This window comes from Actinocorallia longicatena (genome assembly GCF_039534125.1).
GTDB classification, from domain to species: domain Bacteria; phylum Actinomycetota; class Actinomycetes; order Streptosporangiales; family Streptosporangiaceae; genus Actinocorallia; species Actinocorallia longicatena.
In genome coordinates this window covers 299,881-318,655 of sequence record NZ_BAAAUV010000005.1, presented here as the reverse complement: position 1 = coordinate 318,655, position 18,775 = coordinate 299,881, and the positions used below count along the sequence as shown (strand labels likewise).

At 72.3% G+C, this 18,775-nt stretch carries 16 protein-coding genes; 10 read left to right on the top strand and 6 right to left on the bottom strand.

All coding sequences use genetic code 11. From position 1 onward, the window contains the following. Positions 1-80: 80 nt before the first annotated feature. The 5 genes from ABD785_RS12295 to ABD785_RS12275 all read left to right on the top strand — a co-directional run bounded on the left by ABD785_RS12295 (position 81) and on the right by ABD785_RS12275 (position 6,110). Positions 81-1,289: an acetyl-CoA acetyltransferase gene (locus tag ABD785_RS12295; protein WP_344826401.1), complete on the top strand. Its 1,209-nt coding sequence runs from the start codon at positions 81-83 to the stop codon at positions 1,287-1,289. Positions 1,290-1,300: 11 nt separating this feature from the next. Beyond that, entirely contained in the window at positions 1,301-2,815 is a 1,515-nt protein-coding gene (locus tag ABD785_RS12290) for a carotenoid oxygenase family protein (protein WP_344826398.1), read from the top strand. 16 nt (positions 2,816-2,831) lie between these two features. Next, positions 2,832-3,815, top strand: coding sequence for a winged helix-turn-helix transcriptional regulator (locus tag ABD785_RS12285; protein WP_344826395.1), 984 nt, complete (start codon positions 2,832-2,834; stop codon positions 3,813-3,815). Positions 3,816-3,861: 46 nt separating this feature from the next. Continuing rightward, positions 3,862-5,385 carry an AMP-binding protein gene (locus ABD785_RS12280; RefSeq protein WP_344826392.1) on the top strand — a complete coding sequence of 508 codons (1,524 nt, stop codon included), beginning with the start codon at positions 3,862-3,864 and terminating at the stop codon, positions 5,383-5,385. Between the two features lie 134 nt (positions 5,386-5,519). Continuing rightward, positions 5,520-6,110, top strand: coding sequence for a hypothetical protein (locus ABD785_RS12275; RefSeq protein ID WP_344826389.1), 591 nt, complete (start codon positions 5,520-5,522; stop codon positions 6,108-6,110). A gap of 16 nt (positions 6,111-6,126) precedes the next feature. Here ABD785_RS12275 and ABD785_RS12270 read toward each other — a convergent pair whose 3' ends face one another. From ABD785_RS12270 to ABD785_RS12245, 6 genes are all read right to left on the bottom strand, one after another. Continuing rightward, complete coding sequence (locus ABD785_RS12270) at positions 6,127-9,006, bottom strand: AfsR/SARP family transcriptional regulator (RefSeq protein ID WP_344826386.1); 2,880 nt, start codon at positions 9,004-9,006, stop codon at positions 6,127-6,129. Between the two features lie 91 nt (positions 9,007-9,097). Next, complete coding sequence (locus ABD785_RS12265; protein WP_344826383.1) at positions 9,098-10,696, bottom strand: long-chain-fatty-acid--CoA ligase; 1,599 nt, start codon at positions 10,694-10,696, stop codon at positions 9,098-9,100. Beyond that, complete coding sequence (locus ABD785_RS12260; RefSeq protein WP_344826380.1) at positions 10,693-11,745, bottom strand: NAD(P)H-dependent amine dehydrogenase family protein; 1,053 nt, start codon at positions 11,743-11,745, stop codon at positions 10,693-10,695. The genes ABD785_RS12265 and ABD785_RS12260 overlap by 4 nt, the downstream gene beginning before the upstream one ends. Continuing rightward, a complete protein-coding gene (locus ABD785_RS12255; protein WP_344826377.1) occupies positions 11,742-12,434 on the bottom strand; it encodes a VOC family protein in 693 nt (230 codons plus the stop codon). The genes ABD785_RS12260 and ABD785_RS12255 overlap by 4 nt, the downstream gene beginning before the upstream one ends. Beyond that, positions 12,431-13,198 carry an SDR family oxidoreductase gene (locus ABD785_RS12250; protein ID WP_344826375.1) on the bottom strand — a complete coding sequence of 256 codons (768 nt, stop codon included), beginning with the start codon at positions 13,196-13,198 and terminating at the stop codon, positions 12,431-12,433. Before ABD785_RS12250 ends, ABD785_RS12255 begins: the two co-directional genes overlap by 4 nt. Continuing rightward, a complete protein-coding gene (locus ABD785_RS12245) occupies positions 13,195-13,734 on the bottom strand; it encodes a nuclear transport factor 2 family protein (RefSeq protein WP_344826372.1) in 540 nt (179 codons plus the stop codon). The genes ABD785_RS12250 and ABD785_RS12245 overlap by 4 nt, the downstream gene beginning before the upstream one ends. Before the next feature lie 205 nt (positions 13,735-13,939). Between ABD785_RS12245 and ABD785_RS12240 the strand changes: the two genes are divergently transcribed. From ABD785_RS12240 to ABD785_RS12220, 5 genes are read left to right on the top strand one after another with little or no spacing between them, the layout of a single operon-like run. Next, positions 13,940-14,722 (top strand): ABC transporter ATP-binding protein, encoded by a 783-nt coding sequence (locus tag ABD785_RS12240; protein WP_344826369.1) that lies wholly within the window; start codon positions 13,940-13,942, stop codon positions 14,720-14,722. Further along, entirely contained in the window at positions 14,719-15,429 is a 711-nt protein-coding gene (locus tag ABD785_RS12235; RefSeq protein WP_344826366.1) for an ABC transporter ATP-binding protein, read from the top strand. Before ABD785_RS12240 ends, ABD785_RS12235 begins: the two co-directional genes overlap by 4 nt. Positions 15,430-15,438: 9 nt before the next feature. Next, on the top strand, positions 15,439-16,335 hold the full coding sequence (locus ABD785_RS12230) for a branched-chain amino acid ABC transporter permease (RefSeq protein ID WP_344826363.1): 897 nt from the start codon (positions 15,439-15,441) through the stop codon (positions 16,333-16,335). Positions 16,336-16,340: 5 nt separating this feature from the next. Continuing rightward, positions 16,341-17,450, top strand: a complete 1,110-nt coding sequence (locus tag ABD785_RS12225; RefSeq protein ID WP_344827093.1) for a branched-chain amino acid ABC transporter permease — start codon at positions 16,341-16,343, stop codon at positions 17,448-17,450. After that, a complete protein-coding gene (locus tag ABD785_RS12220) occupies positions 17,447-18,727 on the top strand; it encodes an ABC transporter substrate-binding protein (RefSeq protein WP_344826360.1) in 1,281 nt (426 codons plus the stop codon). The genes ABD785_RS12225 and ABD785_RS12220 overlap by 4 nt, the downstream gene beginning before the upstream one ends. Positions 18,728-18,775 lie beyond the last annotated feature (48 nt).

The window sequence follows — 18,775 nt, the reverse complement described above, 5'->3', positions numbered from 1 at the left end:
CAGCCGTTGACGATCAACTCTGGTTGTTGTAGTAAGAAGTCGGAGCGAACCGTAGGGGTCGCACAAGAGGAGGTCCGGATATGACCACGATCCTGGGCGGCTACCAGACCGACTACGCCCGGAACTGGGCACGGGCGGGGCTGGAGTTCTCCGACCTGACGCACGAGGTCGCCACCCGCACCCTGGAGTCCGCCGGGCTCGAGCCGTCCGACGTCGAGGTGATCCACGTCGGCAACGCCTTCGGCCAGCTGTTCACCGGCCAGGGCCAGCTCGGCGGGATGCCCGCGACGGTGATCCCCGAGCTGTGGGGGCTGCCGTCCTCCCGCCACGAGGCGGCCTGCGCCTCCGGCGGCATCGCGGCGCTGGCCGCCATGGCCGATCTGGAGTCCGGCCGCTACGACGTGGCCCTGGTCCTGGGCGTGGAGCTGGAGAAGACCGTCCCCGGCGACCTCGCGGCCCGCCACCTCGGCGCGGCGGCCTGGGCCGGCCACGAGGGGCAGGACGCCACCTTCATGTGGCCGTACATGTTCGCCGCCCTGACCGACGAGTACGACCGCCGGTACGGCCTCGACGACGCCCACCTGCGGGCCATCGGCGAGCTCAACTTCCGCAACGCCCGCGCCAACCCGCTGGCCCAGACCCGCGGCTGGGAGGTCACCGAGGCGAGCTTCAGCGCCGACGACAAGGCCAATCCCCCGGTCGAGGGCAGGCTGCGGCGGTTCGACTGCTCCCAGATGACCGACGGCGGCGCCGGGGTCGTCCTGGTCAGCGACCGCTACCTCGCGCGCCGTCCCGAGCTGCGGGGGCTCGCCCGGATCCAGGGCTGGGGCCACCGCACGGTGGGCCTGCCGCTCCAGCAGAAGCTCGACCGCTCGCGCGACGACCGCTACGCCCTCCCGCACGTCCGCGACGTCATCGCCGACGCCTTCCGCCGCGCGGGCCTGCCCGGGGTCGACGCCGTCGACGGCATCGAGACCCACGACTGCTTCACGATGTCGGAGTACATGGCGATCGACCACTTCGGCATCACCGGCCCCGGCGAGAGCTGGAAGGCCATCGAGAACGGCGACCTGGAGAAGGACGGCCGGATCCCGGTCAACCCCAGCGGCGGCCTGATCGGCGTCGGCCACCCCGTCGGCGCGACCGGCGTCCGGATGCTCGTCGACGCCTCCCGCCAGGTGACGGGCACCGCCGGCGACACCCAGGTCGAGGGCGCGGGCCGCTTCGCCACCCTGAACATCGGCGGCAGCACCACCACCGCCGTCAGCTTCGTCATCGGCAAGGACTAGAGGAGACCCCCGTGGACGTGGAACTGCTCGGACGGGTCCTGTCGACCCTCCCCGACGATGACGACCATCCCTACCGCACCGGGCCGTGGCGCCCCCAGACCAGCGAGTGGAAGGCCGACGACCTGACCGTCGTCGAGGGCGAGATCCCCGCCGACCTCGACGGCATCTACCTGCGCAACACCGAGAACCCGGTCCACCCGGCGATCGACCGCTACCACCCCTTCGACGGCGACGGCATGGTCCATGTCGTGGGCTTCCGCGACGGGAAGGCCTTCTACCGCAACCGCTTCGTCAAGACCGACGGGCTGCTCGCCGAGCGCGAGAGCGGCGGACCCCTGTGGGCGGGCATCGCCGAGCGTCCCGAGAAGGCTGTGCGTACCGACGGCTGGGGCGCCCGAGGCCGGATGAAGGACGCTTCCAGCACCGACGTCGTCGTGCACGCGGGCGTCGCGCTCACCAGCTTCTACCAGTGCGGCGACCTCTACCGGCTCGACCCGCTGACCCTGGAGACCCTCGGCAAGTCCGAGTGGAACGGCTCCTTCCCCTCCTGCGGCGTCTCGGCGCACACCAAGTCCGACGAGAACACCGGCGAGCTGCTGTTCTTCAACTACGGCAAGGACGCCCCGTACATGCACTACGGCGTCGTCGACGCCGAGGACAAGCTGGTCCACTACACCGAGGTGCCGCTGCCGGGCCCGCGCCTGCCGCACGACATGGCCTTCACCGAGAACTACGCGATCCTCAACGACTGCCCGCTGTTCTGGGACCCCGAACTGCTGAAGAAGGGCGCGCACGCGGCCCGCTTCTACCGCGACACCCCCACCCGCCTGGGCGTCATCCCCCGGCGCGGCGGCTCGGCCGAGATCAAGTGGTTCGACGCCGACCCGACCTACGTCCTGCACTGGGTCAACGCCTACGAGGAGGGTGACGAGATCGTCCTCGACGGCTTCTTCCAGGGCGACCCCGAGCCCCGCGACACCGGCGACGGCAGTTTCTACCAGCGGATGTTCCGCTTCCTCGCGCTCGACCGCATGCAGACCCGCCTGCACCGCTGGCGGCTCAACATGAAGACCGGCCAGTGCAGGGAGGAGCGGCTCACCGACACGATCACCGAGTTCGGCGTGCTGAACAACCTGCGCGGCGGTCGCGACTACCGCTACGCCTACGCCGCGACGGGCGTCGAGGGCTGGTTCCTGTTCAACGGCTTCGTCCGGCACGACCTGAAGACCGGCGCCGAGGAGCGGATCACCCTGCCCGACGGCGTCTACGGAAGCGAGCCGGCCTTCGCGCCGCGCCTCGGCTCCAAGGCCGAGGACGACGGCTACCTTGTTACCCTGACCACCGACATGAATGAAGATCATTCCGAGTGCCTGATCTTCGATGCGGCCCGTCTCGCGGACGGCCCGCTGGCCAGGGTCCGGCTGCCCGAACGGATCTCCAGCGGTACCCACGCGACCTGGGCGCCGGGCTCGGCCCTCCCCGGCTGGTCCACGGCGGACTCCCCGGCCACCGCGGCCGGACTCTGAAAGGCGAACCCTCCCTGTGACCCAGCAGAGCGTCCCACTCGACGCCCCTCCCGTCCTCGTCCATCCCGGGGACAAGCCCACCCGGCTGCCGCGCGGCACGACCAACGCCGTCGGCCACACGCTCGGGCTGATCGGCGACGAGTGGAACCTGCTGATCCTGCGGTGGGCGATGCTGGGCGTCCGGCGGTACGGGGGGTGGCGCGAGGTCCTGCCGATCTCGCACGCCGTCCTGACCCGCCGCCTGGCCTCGCTCACCGAGATGGGCGTCTTCGAGCGGGTCGAGTACCAGGCGAGCGCGCGCCGCTTCGAGTACGCCCTGACCAAGCGGGGCCGCGACCTGTGGCCGGTGCTGCTGACCATCTGGACCTGGGAGGCGCAGTGGGTGCCGACCCACGTCGAGAGCCTCCCCCAGATGGTGCACCGGACCTGCGGGAGGGACTTCTCTCCCGTGTTCGGCTGCGGCTCGTGCGGCAAGCCGGCCGAGGCCCGCGACGTCACGGGCGGGTTCGGGCCGAGCGGCACCTGGAACCGGTCGGTTCCGGCGGCCACGACCCGGCGCCGCTCGGCCTCGGCCGAGGGCGCCGGGATGTTCCCCGAGACCATGGGCCTGATCGGCAACCGCTGGTCGGCGGCGCTGCTGGGCGCCGCCTTCCAGGGCGCGCACCGCTTCCGCGACTTCGAGCACCGGCTCGGCGCCCCGCCGACGATCATCTCCGACCGGCTGCGCGCCTTCTGTGAGATCGGCGTGTTCGAGCAGACGCCCGGCACCGACCGTCCCGACTGGCCCGGCTACCACTTCACCCAGAAGGGCCGGGCCTTCTTCCCCGTCATCATGACCGCCGTCGACTGGGGCCAGCGCTGGTTCCGGGCAGCGGAGGGCCCCGCCCTGGTCTACACGCACAAGAACTGCGGCCAGGACCTCAAGGCCCAGCTCGCCTGCGACCAGTGCGGAGCCGTCCTGCGCGGCACCGAGGTCTCCGTCATCTCCGGCACCACCTGAACGTCCTCCGCCCGCGGCGCACCGCGGGCGAGATGGGAGAACCACCATGCCGACCTCCGTTCCCGACCTGCTGAGGGTCGTCGCGGCGAAACACCCCGAGACCACGGCCGTCACCGGCGACGGCCGCGAGATCACCTACGGGGAGCTCTCGGCCCGGTCCGACCGGGTCGCCGACGTGCTCGCCCGGCTGCCCGCCGGCTCCCGCGTGGGTTATGTCGACCGGAACGCCACCGAGTACTTCGAGCTGCTGTTCGGCGCGGCCAAGGCCGGCGTCGTGCTCGTGCCCCTGAACTTCCGCCTGTCCCGCGCCGAGCTGCGCTGGATCCTCGCCGACGCCGAGGTCTCCCTGGTCGTCGCCGGGGCCGAGCACCTCGATGATCTGGCCGGGCTGGCCGTCCCCGTGATCGGGGTCGGCCCGTCCTACGAGACGTGGCTGGAGGGCGGGACGGCCCTCGACCCGCGCCGCGAGGCCGCGGGCGACGAGCTGCTCGTGCTCATGTACTCCTCCGGCACGACGGGCCGGCCCAAGGGCGTCCACATCACGGCCGCCGGGCTCGCCGCCGCCGTCGAGCTGTTCGGCGCCTGCTTCGACGTCGGCCCCGACTCCGTCAGCCTGGTCCCGATCCCCTACTTCCACATCGCGGGGGCGGGCTGGGCGCTGATCACCCTCGCCCGGGGCGGCACGCTCGTCCAGACCCGCGAGCCGACCCCGTTCTCGATGCTCGACCAGCTCGTCGGGCACCGGGTGACGCACACGGCGATGGTCCCGGCCGTCATCCAGATCATGTGCGAGCTGCCCGCCGCGAAGGACGCCGACTTCTCGGCGCTGCGGCAGATCGTCTACGGGGCGTCGCCGATCTCCGAACCGCTGCTGGAACGCGCGGTGGCCCTGTTCGGAGCCGAGTTCTTCCAGTCCTACGGCCTCACCGAGACGATCGGGGTCACGACCCTGCTCGGCCCCGACCAGCACCGCCCGGACAACCCCGTGGCCGGACGGCTCCGGTCGGCCGGGAAGGCCGTGCCCGGCATCGAGGTGGCCGTGGCCGACCTCGTGACCGGCGAGTTCGCCGAGACGGGCGTCGTCGGCGAGGTCGTGACCCGCGGCCCCTCGGTCACCACCGGCTACTGGCGCAACCCCGAGGCCACCGAGGCGGCGTTCCTGCCGGGCGGCTGGCTGCGCACCGGCGACGCCGGCTCGATGGACGCCGACGGCTACCTCTACCTGCACGACCGCCTCAAGGACATGATCGTCTCCGGCGGGGAGAACGTGTACCCCGCCGAGGTCGAGAGCGTCCTGGCGGGCCATCCGTCGGTCCTGGAGTGCGCCGTCATCGGCGTCCCGTCCGACCGGTGGGGCGAGACGCCGCTGGCGGTCGTGGTGCGGCGGCCGGGCGCGCCCGAGGCGACCTCCCAGGAGGTCATCGCGTGGCTGCGCGAGCGGCTCGCGCACTTCAAGTGCCCGACCGCGGTCGAGTTCGCCGCGGAGCTGCCCCGCAACGCCTCCGGCAAGATCCTCAAGCGTGAGCTTCGCAAGCCCTGGTGGGAGGGCGGCACTCGCCAGGTCGGCTGACCCGCGCGTCCCGGCCGGCGGCGGCGTCCAGCGGGCGTCCAGGGGACGTCCAGCGGGAGGGGCGAGAGTGGCGGAGCGGTCGGAGACGGGGGCCCGGGAGACGGGCCGGCCGACCGCGGAGAAGAGGTTCCTCGATGGCTTCGAACGCTCTGCCCGCACGCTCCTCGGCCCGCCGCCCGGTGCGCAGGGCCGCCCTGCTCGCTTCGGCGGCCGCCCTGGTCGCCGTCCCCCTGGCGGTGGCCGGGGCCACGCCCGCCCTCGCCACGACCGGAGTGTCGATCTCCAGCGGAGGTCAGCTCAACGTCAGCGCGGGCGACGTGGACAACAACATCCTGATCTACGTCGAGGGAAGCTCCATCGTCGTCAAGAACTTCAGCGACGTCCTCACGGCGAACTCCGGCTGTACGAAGGGCGCCGACGGGGGCGTCCGCTGCGCCAGTGCGGGCCTCACCAAGATCCAGATCTCCACGGGAGACGGTGTCGACAGCGTGGTCAACAGCACCGCCCTGCCGTCGAAGGTCTTCCTGAACCGGGGAGGCGACTACTTCCTGGGCGGCTCGGCCCGCGACACCGTCTTCGGCGACGAGGACGACGACACCATCGAGGGCAACGGGGGCAGCGACGTCATCGTCGGCGGCCCCGGCGACCTCGACAGGGCCTTCGGCGGCGGCGGATTCGACTACTGCTCGGCCGAGACGCGGAACTCCTGCGAGGGCGACGCCTGACCCGCACTCCTGATGTTCAGTCCGGGGTGACGCCCAGCACCCGGACCTGGTCCCTCAGGTCGTCCTCCTTGAGGGTGCGGCCGGTGCTCCAGAAGGTGTCGAACTCCGCGCCCAGTGCGGCCCGGCACGCGGCGATCCGCGCGGCGTGCCGGGCCCTCTCCGAGTCCGGGACGGGCTCGGCGCGCAGCTCGCGCTGGCCGTCGGCCGCTCCCAGCAGGACGACGGCCAGCGCGAGCCGCTGCTGCGCGACGGCCACGTCGGCGAGCGTCTCGATGCAGGTGATGGGGGAATGACGCGGTTCCGGTACGGCCGACACGACCTGGAACTGCGCCGAGATCGCCTGGAGCGGGTCGGCGCCCAGCCAGCCGGCGATCCCGACCGTGTGGACGAGCGCGTTCACGACCCTGCCCGGCCGCGGCAGGGCGGCGTCGGCGTGGTAGGCCGCCAGAGCCTGCTCGCTGAGGGCGAGGGCGGTGTCGTGGTCGCCGGACCGCCGGGCACGGTCGGCGCGCAGTCCCAGGACGAATCCGACCAGATGCGTGACCCCGACCTGCCGTACCTGCGACTCGGCCTCCGCGAAGTAGCGGTCCGCGTCTTCGGCCGTCTCGGCCAGGCGTCCCAGATGGGACAGCAGGAGCGCGACGTGCGCGTGGTCGCGGACCTCCCGCAGCAGGGGCAGGCAGTCCAGGGCCAGGCTCTTCGCCGAGGCGGAGTCACCGCGGGTCCAGGCGACCAGGCTCAGGCAGGTCGTCGCGCGCGCTTCGACGATCCGCAGGCCGGCGGCGCGCGCCGCCTCGACGCACGCGAGGGCCGCCTCCCCCGCCTTCGCCAGGTCGCCGCGCATCCCGCTGACCGAGGCCTTGGCGTACAGCAGCGGTGCCAGCAGCCCGGGCGAGCCGCCCTCGCAGGTCTCCAGGGTCCGTTCCACCAGTTCCAGCGCCTCGTCGATGATGCCGCGCGCCACCCACAGCGGCCAGCAGTTCCCGACGATCTCGGCCGCGTGGTGCGCCTCCCCGTTCTCCAGCGCCCACAGCAGCGCCGCCCTCAGGTTGCCGAACTCCTCGCCCAGCAGGTCGAGGGACTCGACGCGGGCGGCGGGGACGAGGGGGGCCAGCTCGCCGGCGAAGGCGGCGTAGAACCCGGCGTGCCGCTGCCAGGCGGACTTGACGCCGCCCTGTTCGGCCAGACGGTCCTCGCCGAACCGGCGCAGGGTCTCGAGCATCCGGAACCGGGACCGCCCCAGCGCGCCCGTGCCCCGCACGAGCAGCGACTTGTCGACGAGCCGTCCCAGCAGGTCGAGACCGTCGCCTGGCGGATCGGCGAGCGCCTCGGCGGCCGCGACGCCGAAACCGCCGCGGAAGACCGACAGCCGGGCGAAGTAGTCGCGTTCGGCGTCGGTCAGCAGCGCGTGGCTCCACTCCATGACCGCGGTGAGGGTGCGGTGCCGCTGCGAGACGTCGCGGCCGCCTCGTCCCAGCACCGCGAACCGGTCGTCGAGGCGGGCGGCGATCTCCGCCGCCGACAGCACCCGGGTCCGCGCCGCAGCCAGCTCGATCGCCAGCGGCAGACCGTCGAGCCGCCGGCAGATCGCGTCGTCGCCCGCCGCCTCGTGCGCTCCCCCCGCGGCCCGCCGCCGGAACAGCGTCGCGGCGTCGGGGCCGGCCAGCGGAGGCACGGCCCAGGCCGATTCGCCCGCGAAGTCCAGTGCCTCCCTGCTGGTGGCCAGCACCCGGACCTGCGCGCAGTCCCGGAGCAGGCCCGCCACGAGGTCCGCGCACGCGTCGACCAGATGCTCGCAGTTGTCCAGGACGAGCAGGGTTCGCGGGGCGTCGCGCAGCAGGTCGGAGAGCGCCGCGCCGGGCTCCAGCCCGAGCGAGGCCCGGACCGCCTGCTCGACCTGGGAGGGATCGCTCAGTTCGGCCAGGTCCACCCAGACGGCGCCGTCCCGGTCCCGGGCCGCGGCCAGCGCCAGCCGGGTCTTGCCGACGCCGCCCGTGCCGGTGAGCGTGACCAGCCGGTGGTCGTCCAGCAGGCCGGAGATCTCGGCGAGGGCTCCGTCGCGGCCGATCAGGTCGGTGGAAGGAATCGGCAGTGCGCCCGCCGCCGCGCGTTCCCTGACGGGGCGGGGCAGTTCCTGACGCAGGATCGCCGTCTCCAGGGACCGCAGCTCCGGGCCGGGATCGAGACCCAGCTCGTCGGCGAGGGAGCGGCGCGCCCGGTCGAAGGCGGCGAGGGCGTCCGCCTGGCGGCCCGCGCCGTACAGGGCCGCCATCAGGTGCCCGTGGGTGCGTTCGCGCAGCGGCTCGGCGGCGGCCAGCGCCTCCAGTTCGGGAACCAGCTCGGCGTGCAGGCCCAGGGCGAGGTCGGCTTCGATCCGCTCGTCCAGGACCGTGCGCCGCAGCCCCGCGAGCCGGACCCGGGTACCGCGGGCGAACTCCCACCCCTCCAGGTCGGCGAGTGCCTCGCCCCGCCACAGGCCCAGGGCGGCCCGCAGCGCCCGTGCTCGTTCGCCCGGTGCCTCCAGCCGCCGGGCCGCCTCCACGGCGCGTTCGAACCGCACCGCGTCGACCTGCTCGGGAACGATGTCCAGGAGATAGCCGGGCGGCCTGGTGAGCAGGAGCCGCGGTGCGGCGCCGCGTTCCCGTTCCGGCTCCAGCGCGCCCCGCAGCCCGGCGACGTAGCCCTGCACGATGTTGGCCGCCGTGGCCGGCGCCCGGTCCCCCCAGATCGCGGACGCCAGCGCGTCGGCCGACACGATCTCGCCCGCTCGCAGCACCAGCACCGCCAGCAGAGCCCGCTGCTGCGGCGGGCCCAGATCCCCCTCCCGCCCCCCGGCCAGCACCCGGAACCGGCCCAGAACCCCGAACTCCACCCCGTACATCCCCGCGACCCCCATCGCCGATGAATCCCCGCCTCACCCTCCGGTCACGGCGGGAACCGGGTCAACCCCCAGGGTTGACCCATACCGGACTCTCCCGGTCCGGCGGTCAGGCGTGCTCCGCGCGGAGGCGGTTCTTGAGGAGCTTTCCGGAGGCGTTGCGGGGGAGGACGTCGACGACGGTCACCGCGGTGGGGCACTTGAAGTGGGCGAGCCGGTCGCGGGTCCAGGCGATGAGCTCGCCGGGGTCCAGGACGGTGCCCGGGCGGGGGACGACCACGGCGAAGGGGGTCTCACCCCAGCGGTCGGAGGGGACGCCGATCACGGCGGCCTCGGCCACGGACGGATGGCCGGACAGGACGCTCTCGACCTCGGCGGGATAGACGTTCTCGCCGCCGGTGACGATCATGTCCTTGAGCCGGTCGTGCAGGTAGAGGTAACCGTCGCCGTCCAGGGAGCCGCCGTCGCCCGTGCGCAGCCAGCCGTCCGGCAGGAACGTCGCCTCGGTCTCGGCGGGCCGCCGCCAGTAGCCCTTCATCACATGGCCCCCGCCAATGATCACTTCGCCGCGCTCCCCCGGCGCGAGCTCCTCGAGGGTCTCCGGATCGACGATCTTCAGTTCGACGCCCGGCATGGGGCGTCCGGCGGACCTCAGCCGGTGCTCCTCGCCCGGGCCCGGCAGGTGGTCGCCGGGGTTCAGCATGGTGACGCCGCCGGTCGACTCGGTCAGCCCGTAGGACTGGAGGAACTTGCAGCCGATCGTGGTCGTCGCCGCGTGGATCACGGGCAGCGGGATCGGCGAGGCCCCGTACACGACGTACTTGAGCGCGCTCCAGTCCTCCTCGGCGACTCCGGGCAGCGCGATCAGCCGCTGGATCAGCGTCGGGACGAGCGCCGCGTGCGAGACCCTGCGGCTGATGAGCAGGTCGCGCAGCGCCGCCGGGTCCGTGGCCATCTCCAGGAGCAGCGCGGAGCCGTTGAGCAGGGCGACGAGCGCCAGCCCGAATCCCGAGACGTGGAAGTAGGGGATCGGGGCCATCGCGACCGAGGTCCCGTCGAGCTCGATCTCGTAGTGCATGGTCGCGAGCGCCTGGCCGATGTTGCGGCCGCTGAGCATGATGCCCTTGGGCAGCCCGGTCGTCCCGGAGGTGTAGAAGATGACCGCCGTGTCCTCGGGGTCGGGCTCGACGCCCGGATCGACCCCGGGACGGTCGGCGATCCATGCCTCGAACCCGGTCGTTCCCGCGTCGCCGTCGGTGGTGACGACCCTGGTCAGCGAGGGGATCGTGCCCTCGGCGGGCGCCAGTTCCCCGTCGCCCGCGCCCAGGACCAGGACGGCCGGTTCGGCGTCGGCGAGGATCTGGGCGACCTCGGCCGGGTTCAGCCGGTTGTTGACGGCCGTGGCGACCGCGCCCAGCTTGGCGGCGCCGAACAGCACCTCGAGGAAGGACGGCGCGTTCACGCCGATGTAGGCGACCCGGTCGCCGGAGCGCACCCCGTCCCCGAAGAGGGCCTGCGCCACCTGGGAGGCGCGGGCGTCGAGCTCACCGAAGGTCGTGGTGCGCCCGGGCTCGATGACGGCGGGCGCGTCCGGCGTGGCGGCCGCCCGGGCGCGCAGGATGTCCGCGAGGCGCTCGACCCTGCGGCCGCCGGGGAGCAGCGCGTAGGTGGCGTCGGGGCCGGAGCGCGGGAAGTAGGTCAGGGTCACCGGGTCCCTCCGAAGGTGTAGGGCGCGAAGACGGGCGGCTCGAAGATGCCGGGCGGAGCCGCGAGGACGGCCGGGATCGCGCGGATCACGGGCCCCGAGGTGATGAACTGCCCGGCCGTGGTCCGGCTGCCGGGCTCGTCGGGTTCGATGAGGTTGAGCGTCATGGTCATCCCGGGCTTGCCCTTGACGGTGACCGTCCAGTGGTCGCGGCCCGCATACCGCGGCATCTCCGGGTCCATGGTCCAGATGATCGACAGGGTGATCCGGCGTTCGCCGCCGCTGACCAGGTGCCAGCGCCACTCGGTCGCCGCGACCGTCCCCTCCTTGATCGTCCCGGCGGGGACGGTCAGGTCGCGGGTGGCGAGCTCGGCGCGGTGGTCGGCCTCGATCCGGTCGACCGGCAGTTCCATCCGCTCGGCCATGAACGCGAGGGTCTCGCCGTACAGCTTTCCGTACATGACCGGGAGGCCCCCGCCGTCCAGGTCGATGGCGCCCGGCGCCGACCCCATGCCCATGACGTCGAACACGAAGTTGGGGTCGGGCACCCGGCTGGCGTCGAGGACCTCGTCGATGGAGACGTGCTCCAGATCGAGGCAGACGCCGGTCAGCGCCAGCACGAGCCGCTCCCCCACGACGCCGGGGCTGATCCCGACGCCGTACAGGGTGCTCCCGCCCTCGGCGCAGGCGTCGAGGAACATCCGCTCCCGCTCGGGGCCCTGCGCGCGGGGGAAGCTGTGCCCGGCGGTGGTGATGACGTTCTTGCCGGAGCGCAGCAGCGCGCAGATGTCGGCGTCGTGCGTCTCGTAGGGGTCCTGGAGGCGCGGCGCGTGGATCACGAGATCGGCGTCGGTGGCCAGGATCTCCGCCCGGTCGCGGGTCGCGATCACCCCGGTGAGCGGGCGGCGGGCGATGTCGCCCGCGTCCCGGCCGGCCTTGCGGTCACCGTAGACGAACAGGCCGGCCAGTTCCAGGTCCGGAGCGTCCAGGACGGCCCGCAGGGTGGTCTTGCCGATCGCGCCGGTCGCCCACTGGATCACCCGGACGGTCATGCCTTCTCCTCGGTCACGCACCGGACGAGCAGCCCGGCGATGGTGTGCTCGGACGCCTCGGGGGCGAGGACGTCGACGGCGACGAGCCCGCGCCGCCCCTCCGCGGGGACGAACCGGATCACTCCCCCGGCCCGCACCGCGGCGGGCCCGTCGAGCTCGGCGTCGAGCACGTGCGCCCAGACCTCGGCGGTCCCGGCGGGGTCCTCGACGGCGATGTCGACGGCCACGAGGTCGCCCGTCGCGGCGTCGGCGGGACGGGCGGGGACGTCCCAGTCGTCGTAGTGCCAGTCCTTGCCGTCGGGGAGCCGGTCGGCCTCCAGCATCACGCCCAGCTCACCGGGGTGGAGCTGGACGATGTCGGCGCCGTGGAACTCCTGGCGGTGCGCCACCCGGACGCCCCGCTCGGCGGCCCGCTCGATCATCGCGTCGGTGTCGGGGACCTTCATCCCCACCACGTAGCCGCCCTCACCGCGGGCCAGGAAGCGGTGCAGGGCCGAGGTCTCCGACGACGGCGCGACGATCTCGACATAGGTGCGGCCGAGGCCGAGGATCTCGTTGACGATCCCCCAGTCGGCCAGCTCGGGGTCGGGGAAGCCGGGCGGCAGCCCGAACAGCGCCCTGGCCTGCTCGGCGGTGTCGGGCAGGGAGCGGGCGGCGATCGTGGCCTGGATCAGCTCGGGCCCGCTCATCGGCCGGTCCTCAGCTGCGTCGCGTTCAGGACCTTGGCCAGGCCCCGTTCGTAGCGGGCGGGGTCGCGGGCCAGGCGGGCGCGGGAGTCCACGGCCATCCAGTCGGTGTCGGCGACGTGCTCCCCGCGCAGGGCGGCCTTGAGGCCGGCGCGCGCGATGTCGCGCGGGTCCTCCTTCTCACCGTCCACGTGGGCGGCCATCTGGGTGTCGACCGAGCCGACGATCAGCGCGGTGACGTCGGTGCCCTGCGGCTCCAGCTCGGCGCGGGTGATCGTGCTGAGGTAGAGGGTCGCGGCCTTGGCGGGCGAGTAGCCGCCCATGAACGCGGTCGGGAAGATCGCCGCGACGGACAGCACGTTGATGATCTGGCCGCCGCCGTTGGCGCCCAGGACGGGAGCGAACGCGCGGGTCATGTTGAGCGTCCCGAAGTAGTTGACGTCCATCTCCGCGCGGGCCGCCGCCGGGTCGTCGTTCAGGACGAGCCGCTGGTTGGCGTGGTATCCCGCGTTGTTGACCAGTACGGAGACGTCCGGGCACTCCGCGGCCGCGGCGGCGACCTGGCCCAGGTCGGTGATGTCCAGCCGGACCGGCCTGGCCCCGGCCTCCAGCAGTTCGGCGGGCACGTCGGCGGGGTTGCGCGCCCCGGCGTAGACGGCCTTGGCGCCCTGTTCGAACAGCTCGGCGACGAACGCCGCCCCGATGCCGCGCGTCGCGCCGGTCACCAGCGCGGTCGCTCCGGCGTAGGTCCTGCGTGCTCCGCTCATCGGGCGGCCCCCTTGTACACCGGGTCGGCCGGGAACTTGACGCCGCGCGCCAGCTTCTCCGGGTCGTCGATCAGCATGCCGAACAGCCAGGTCTCGGTGGCGGGCGCGTCGTGGCTGAACTCCCAGACGAGCTGCCGGTGGGCGATGCCCCAGCGGCCGTCGCGGCGTTCGAGCCGGTCGAGCAGGCGGGCGCCGACGAAGGAGTGGCCGTGGCCGTCGCTGGTGCGGACGGCGCTGAAGGTCACCACGTAGGACTCCGAGAACGCGCTGTCGCCGTCGAGGTCGATCAGGACGTTCGACATGCAGTGCATGGTCCGGCCCTTGGGGTGGGTCAGCACCGGCCGGATCTGCTCGACGTATCCGGCGGCGTCGCCGGTGTACACGCCGCCGTGGTCCTCGGTGGCGCCGGGCAGGTAGCAGGCGGCGAGGCCGTCGGCGTCACCGCGGTCGGCGGCGCGCAGGTAGCGCGCCAGCAGCTCGGTGATCTCCTGCTTGTCCAGCAGTGCCCGGACGGCGGGCGGGACGGGGTCGCTCATTGGTCCTCCTCGAGGGTGATCCCGGTCTCATCACGCTACAACTAACAGAGTGTCTAGGCAAAGGGGCAACCCGGGTCTCTCCAAAATCGCCAGATCTCGTTCCGATATCAGGCCATTGACGTGGTCACTCTCTTTGTTGTAGCAAGTATGTGACCGGCAACACACTCATAACTGAAGTGTCGAAACCGGAGAGGAGCGCAGCTGGATGGCAACACAAGACCCACCTCCCGAACTCAAGATCACCGATGTGACCCTGCGGTTCGGCGGCGTCACCGCCCTGGACGGCGTGTCCCTGGCGGTCGCGCCGGGAGAGGTCTGCGGGCTGATCGGCCCGAACGGCGCCGGGAAGACCACCCTGTTCAACTGCGTCACCCGGATCTACCGGCCCGACGCGGGGAGCATCACGTTCGGCGGCACCGACCTGCTGTCCGTCCGGCCCGACCGGATCGTCCGGCTGGGCATCGCCAGGACGTTCCAGAACCTGGCGCTCTTCCCCTCGCTGACCGTCCTGGAGAACACCCTCGTCGGGGCGCACGCGCGCACCCCGTCCGGTTTCGCCGCGGCGATGCTGGGGTGGCCGACCACGCGCTCGAAGCAGCGGGCGCTGACCGCCGAGGCGCTCGAGATCCTCGACGACCTGGGCCTGGGCGGCCTCGCCCACCAGCCCGCCGCCGGCCTGCCCTTCGGCACCCTGAAGCGGGTCGAGCTGGCCAGGGCCCTGGCCGCGAGGCCCCGCCTCCTGCTGCTCGACGAACCCGCCGGCGGCCTCACCCACGCCGAGGTCGACGAGCTGGGCGAGCTGATCGTCCGGCTGGCCTCCGAGCGGGGTCTCGGCGCGCTGCTGGTCGAGCACCACATGGGCCTCGTCATGGGCATCAGCGACCACGTCGTCGCGATGGAGTCCGGTCGGCGCATCGCCGACGGCAGGCCCGAGGACGTCCGCGCGGACGACCGCGTGATCTCCGCCTACCTGGGACGGGCCTCATGAGCCTCCTCGAAGTCACCGGCCTGACCGCCGGATACGGGCAGGCCAGGGTCCTGCACGGCCTCGACCTGACCGTCGAGCCCGGCGAGGTCGTGGTCGTGCTCGGCGCGAACGGCGCGGGGAAGACCACCACGATGCGCGCCCTGACCGCCCTCATCCCGCACGGCGGGACCGTCACCTTCGACGGAGCCCCGCTGGACGGCCTCAACCCCGCCCAGATCGTCGGCCGCGGCGTCAGCCTCGTCCCCCAGGGCCGCGGCACGTTCTCCCACCTCAGCGTGCTGGACAACCTGCGGGTCGGCGCGGCACTGCGCCGCGACACCGCGGAGATCAAGGCCGACATCGACCGCTGGTGCGAGGTCTTCCCGATCCTCGCCGCCCGGTCCGGCCAGGAGGCCGGGACGCTGTCCGGCGGCGAGCAGCAGATGCTCGCCGTGGCCAGGGCCCTGATGAGCCGCCCCAAGCTGCTGCTGTGCGACGAGCCGAGTCTCGGCCTCGCCCCCAAGATCGTCTCCGAGCTGTTCTCGACGCTCGGCGACATCAACCGCGAGCAGGGCACCGCCCTGCTCCTCGTCGAGCAGAACGCCGAGCTCGCCCTCGGCCTGGCCTCCCGGGTCTACCTGCTCGAGGTCGGCCGGGTCGTGGCCTCGGGCGACGCCGAGGGCTTCCGCGCCGACGAGTCCATCCGCCGCGCCTACCTGGGTCTGTGAGGGAGCCTGATGGACATCTTCCTTGAACGGCTGTTCGACGGGATCACCAACGGGACCGTCTACGCCATCATGGCGCTGGCCCTGGTCGTGGTCTTCCGCGGCACCGGCACGATCAACTTCGCGCAGGGTGAGATGGCCCTGTTCACCACCTACATCGCCTGGTGGCTGACCACGCAGGGCGTCTCGATCTGGATCGGCGCGCTCGTCGCGGCGATCGTGGGCTTCCTGCTCGGCGCGGTCGTCGAGCGGACGCTGATCCGCCCGGTCCGCAAACGCAACGACATGGCGACACTGATCGTCGCCCTGGGGTTGTTCACGGGGTTCAACGCGCTCGCCGGGCTGCTGTGGAACTCCGAGACCAAGCCGATGGACGGCCTGTTCCCCGGCGGCCAGGACGACTACGTCGGCGTCGGCGGGGCCCGGCTCTACTTCGACGCCCTCGGCGTCTGGCTGTTCGTGATCCTCATGATCGGCGCCGTGTTCCTGCTGTTCAACCGGACCAGGCTCGGGCTGAACATGCGGGCCGTCGCCGACAACCCCGAGTCGGCCGCCCTCAGCGGCGTGCCGACCGGCCGGATCCTCATGCTGGGCTGGGGCCTCGCCGGGACGATCGGCTCGCTCGCCGGAGTGCTGGTCACTCCGCTGTCGGCGCAGCAGCTCAGCCTGACGACCATGTTCCCCATCCTCATCTACGCCTCGGCCGCGGCCCTGTTCGGCGGGCTCGACAGCCCCATCGGAGCGGTGGTCGGCGGCCTGACGATCGGCCTCCTCGAGGCGATGATCACCGGCTACGTCGACTTCATCGGCGGCACCCTGCCGCAGACGGCCGCCCTGGTCGTGATCGTGGCGATCCTGCTGTTCCGCCCCACCGGGCTGTTCGGCACCCGGCAGATGGAGCGGCTGTGACGACCATGACGGAGAAGACCCGGCGGCCCTCCGCCGCCGGAGAGCGCGGACCCCGGTTCGTCATCGAGGAGGGCTCCGGCGCCCACTGGGCCGTCCGGGTGGCCGTGCCCCTGGTCGTGCTGCTCCTGCTGCTCGCCGGGGCCGGGCTCGAACCGTTCCGGGTCGGGCAGCTCACCAGCGTCCTGATCTTCGCGATCGCGATCAGCGGGCTCAACCTCGCGACCGGCTACACCGGGCTGCTGTCCATCGGGCACTCGGCCTTCTTCGGGCTCGGCGCCTACACCACGGGCGTCCTCATCGTGAAGTACGAGGTCGAGCCGCTGCTGACGCTGCCGGTCGCGGTCGTGATCTGCTTCGCGCTGGGCTTCCTCGTGGGCCTGCCCGCACTGCGGATCCGCGGCCTCTACCTGGCCCTGGTGACGCTCGCCGTCGGGGTGGCCTTCCCCGAGATCGTCCGCAGGTTCGCCGATCTGACCGGCGGCGCCGCCGGCATGGTCATCCGGTCGCGGCAGCTCGCCCCGCCGGAGTGGACCGGCCTGCGCCTGGGCGACCGCGGCGTGTTCCTGTACTGGGTCAGCGCGATCCTGCTCGTCCTGACCCTGCTGCTGGTGCGCAACCTCACCCGCAGCCGCACCGGCATCGCGATGATCGCGACCCGGGACAACGAGCTCGCCGCCGCGGCCAGCGGGGTGCGCATCGCCTCGGTCAAGACCCTGGTGTTCGGGCTGTCGGGCGCCATCACCGGCCTGGCCGGCGGGCTGTTCGCGATGTACGTGGGCGCGCTCTCACCCGACGGCTCCTTCACCCTCCTCAAGTCCATCGAGCTCATCACGGGCCTGTTCCTCGGCGGCGTCGCGACCCTGTACGGGCCGGTCGCGGGGGCCCTCGCCGTGGTGTTCGTCCCCTACTGGACGTCCGACGTGGTGTCCGGGCACGTGTCCGGCATCCTCTTCGGCGCTGTCCTCATCCTCATCGTCTTCCTCATGCCCGAGGGAGTCGTCGGCCGCCTGGAGCGGACCGCGCGGGGCATCGTGCGGATCGTTCCCCGAACTCATCCCTCCCCCACCCCGAAGCCGGACGGATCCGGCGATTCCATGGAAAGAGATCAAGCATGAAGAGGACCAGCCTGACCGCTCTGGGAGTCTCCGCCGCGCTGCTGCTGAGCGCCTGCGGGTCCGGTTCCGACGACGAGACCACCACCGGCGCGTCGGCCGCCCCCGGCTCGATCTCCGCCGCGGACTGCGCCGACCCGGACGCCGCCACCGCGAAGATCACCGGCACGCTCAAGGTCGGCTGGAGCGCGCCGCTGTCCGGTCCGCTCGCCGCCGCCGTGGGCGCCGTCATCGACGGCATGAAGGGCCGCTTCGCGGTCGCCAACGCCGCCGGTGGCATCGGCGGGGTCAAGGTCGAGGTCGTGGCCAAGGACGACGCGTTCAACCCCGAGCGCGCCAAGTCCAACGTCAACGAGCTGATCCAGAAGGACGGCGTGCACGTCCTGGAGACCTTCGGCTCCGGCCAGGTCAACGCGGTCGCCGACGACCAGAACGAGCAGTGCGTCCCGCTGCTGTTCGGGCAGGCCTCGCTGCCGGCGTACAAGGACGCCAAGAACTTCCCGTGGACCACCGAGTACCTGCCCTCGGCCGACGCCGAGATGAAGGCGGTCGTCGCCGGGCTGAAGGCCAAGTACCCCAGCGGCACCGACATCGCGCTCGCGGCCAACCAGACCGAGTCCGGGCAGTCCTACGCCGACGGCTTCAAGAAGGCGATCGAGGGCACCAACCTCAAGATCGTCAAGGAGGCGCCGCTGACCGACCCGAACGCCGCCGCGACCACCCTGAAGGCGACCGGCGCCAAGGTCCTCGTCGACGCGGGCGTCACCACCGACTGCCTCGCGCTCAGCCAGGCCGTCGGCCGTTCCGGCTGGAAGCCCGAGACGTTCGTGCAGCCCGCCAACTGCGTCGACGGCAAGACCCTCTACGAGCCCGCCGGCGACGCCGCCGACGGCCAGCAGGTCATGGTCTGGCTGAAGGACCCGGGCAACGCCCTGTACAAGGACGACGCCGGGGTCAAGCAGTACCTGGCCGACGCGCAGGCCCAGGGCGTGAAGCTCCCGCTGAACAGCTACACCGTCAACGGCTGGGTGATCGCCGACATGATGGTCGACGCCTTCACCAAGGCCGCGGCCTCCGGCGACGGCCTCAGCAAGCTGGGCATCATCAAGACCGCCCGCACCCAGACCTACCAGCCGCCGATGTTCATCGACGGCATCAAGTGGCAGATGAGCCCGGAGAACTCCCTGGGCATCGGCGGATTCCGGCCGTTCACCTGGTCGGCGTCCAAGAAGACCTTCGAGCCCGCCGGCGACGTCATCGACATTTCCGGCGCGAACTGATCGTTGGCCGCAGTATTGAGGGCGGGCCCCCACGGGCCCGCCCTTCCG

Bases quoted from the DNA above. Each gene is read 5' to 3' on its own strand.
- ABD785_RS12295 (WP_344826401.1), top strand. From the start codon at position 81: ATGACCACGATCCTGGGCGGCTACCAGACCGACTACGCCCGGAACTGG.
- ABD785_RS12280 (WP_344826392.1), top strand. From the start codon at position 3,862: ATGCCGACCTCCGTTCCCGACCTGCTGAGGGTCGTCGCGGCGAAACAC.
- ABD785_RS12275 (WP_344826389.1), top strand. From the start codon at position 5,520: ATGGCTTCGAACGCTCTGCCCGCACGCTCCTCGGCCCGCCGCCCGGTG.
- ABD785_RS12270 (WP_344826386.1), bottom strand. From the start codon at position 9,006: ATGGGGGTCGCGGGGATGTACGGGGTGGAGTTCGGGGTTCTGGGCCGG.
- ABD785_RS12260 (WP_344826380.1), bottom strand. From the start codon at position 11,745: ATGACCGTCCGGGTGATCCAGTGGGCGACCGGCGCGATCGGCAAGACC.
- ABD785_RS12255 (WP_344826377.1), bottom strand. From the start codon at position 12,434: ATGAGCGGGCCCGAGCTGATCCAGGCCACGATCGCCGCCCGCTCCCTG.
- ABD785_RS12250 (WP_344826375.1), bottom strand. From the start codon at position 13,198: ATGAGCGGAGCACGCAGGACCTACGCCGGAGCGACCGCGCTGGTGACC.
- ABD785_RS12245 (WP_344826372.1), bottom strand. From the start codon at position 13,734: ATGAGCGACCCCGTCCCGCCCGCCGTCCGGGCACTGCTGGACAAGCAG.
- ABD785_RS12240 (WP_344826369.1), top strand. From the start codon at position 13,940: ATGGCAACACAAGACCCACCTCCCGAACTCAAGATCACCGATGTGACC.
- ABD785_RS12235 (WP_344826366.1), top strand. From the start codon at position 14,719: ATGAGCCTCCTCGAAGTCACCGGCCTGACCGCCGGATACGGGCAGGCC.
- ABD785_RS12230 (WP_344826363.1), top strand. From the start codon at position 15,439: ATGGACATCTTCCTTGAACGGCTGTTCGACGGGATCACCAACGGGACC.
- ABD785_RS12225 (WP_344827093.1), top strand. From the start codon at position 16,341: ATGACGGAGAAGACCCGGCGGCCCTCCGCCGCCGGAGAGCGCGGACCC.
- ABD785_RS12220 (WP_344826360.1), top strand. From the start codon at position 17,447: ATGAAGAGGACCAGCCTGACCGCTCTGGGAGTCTCCGCCGCGCTGCTG.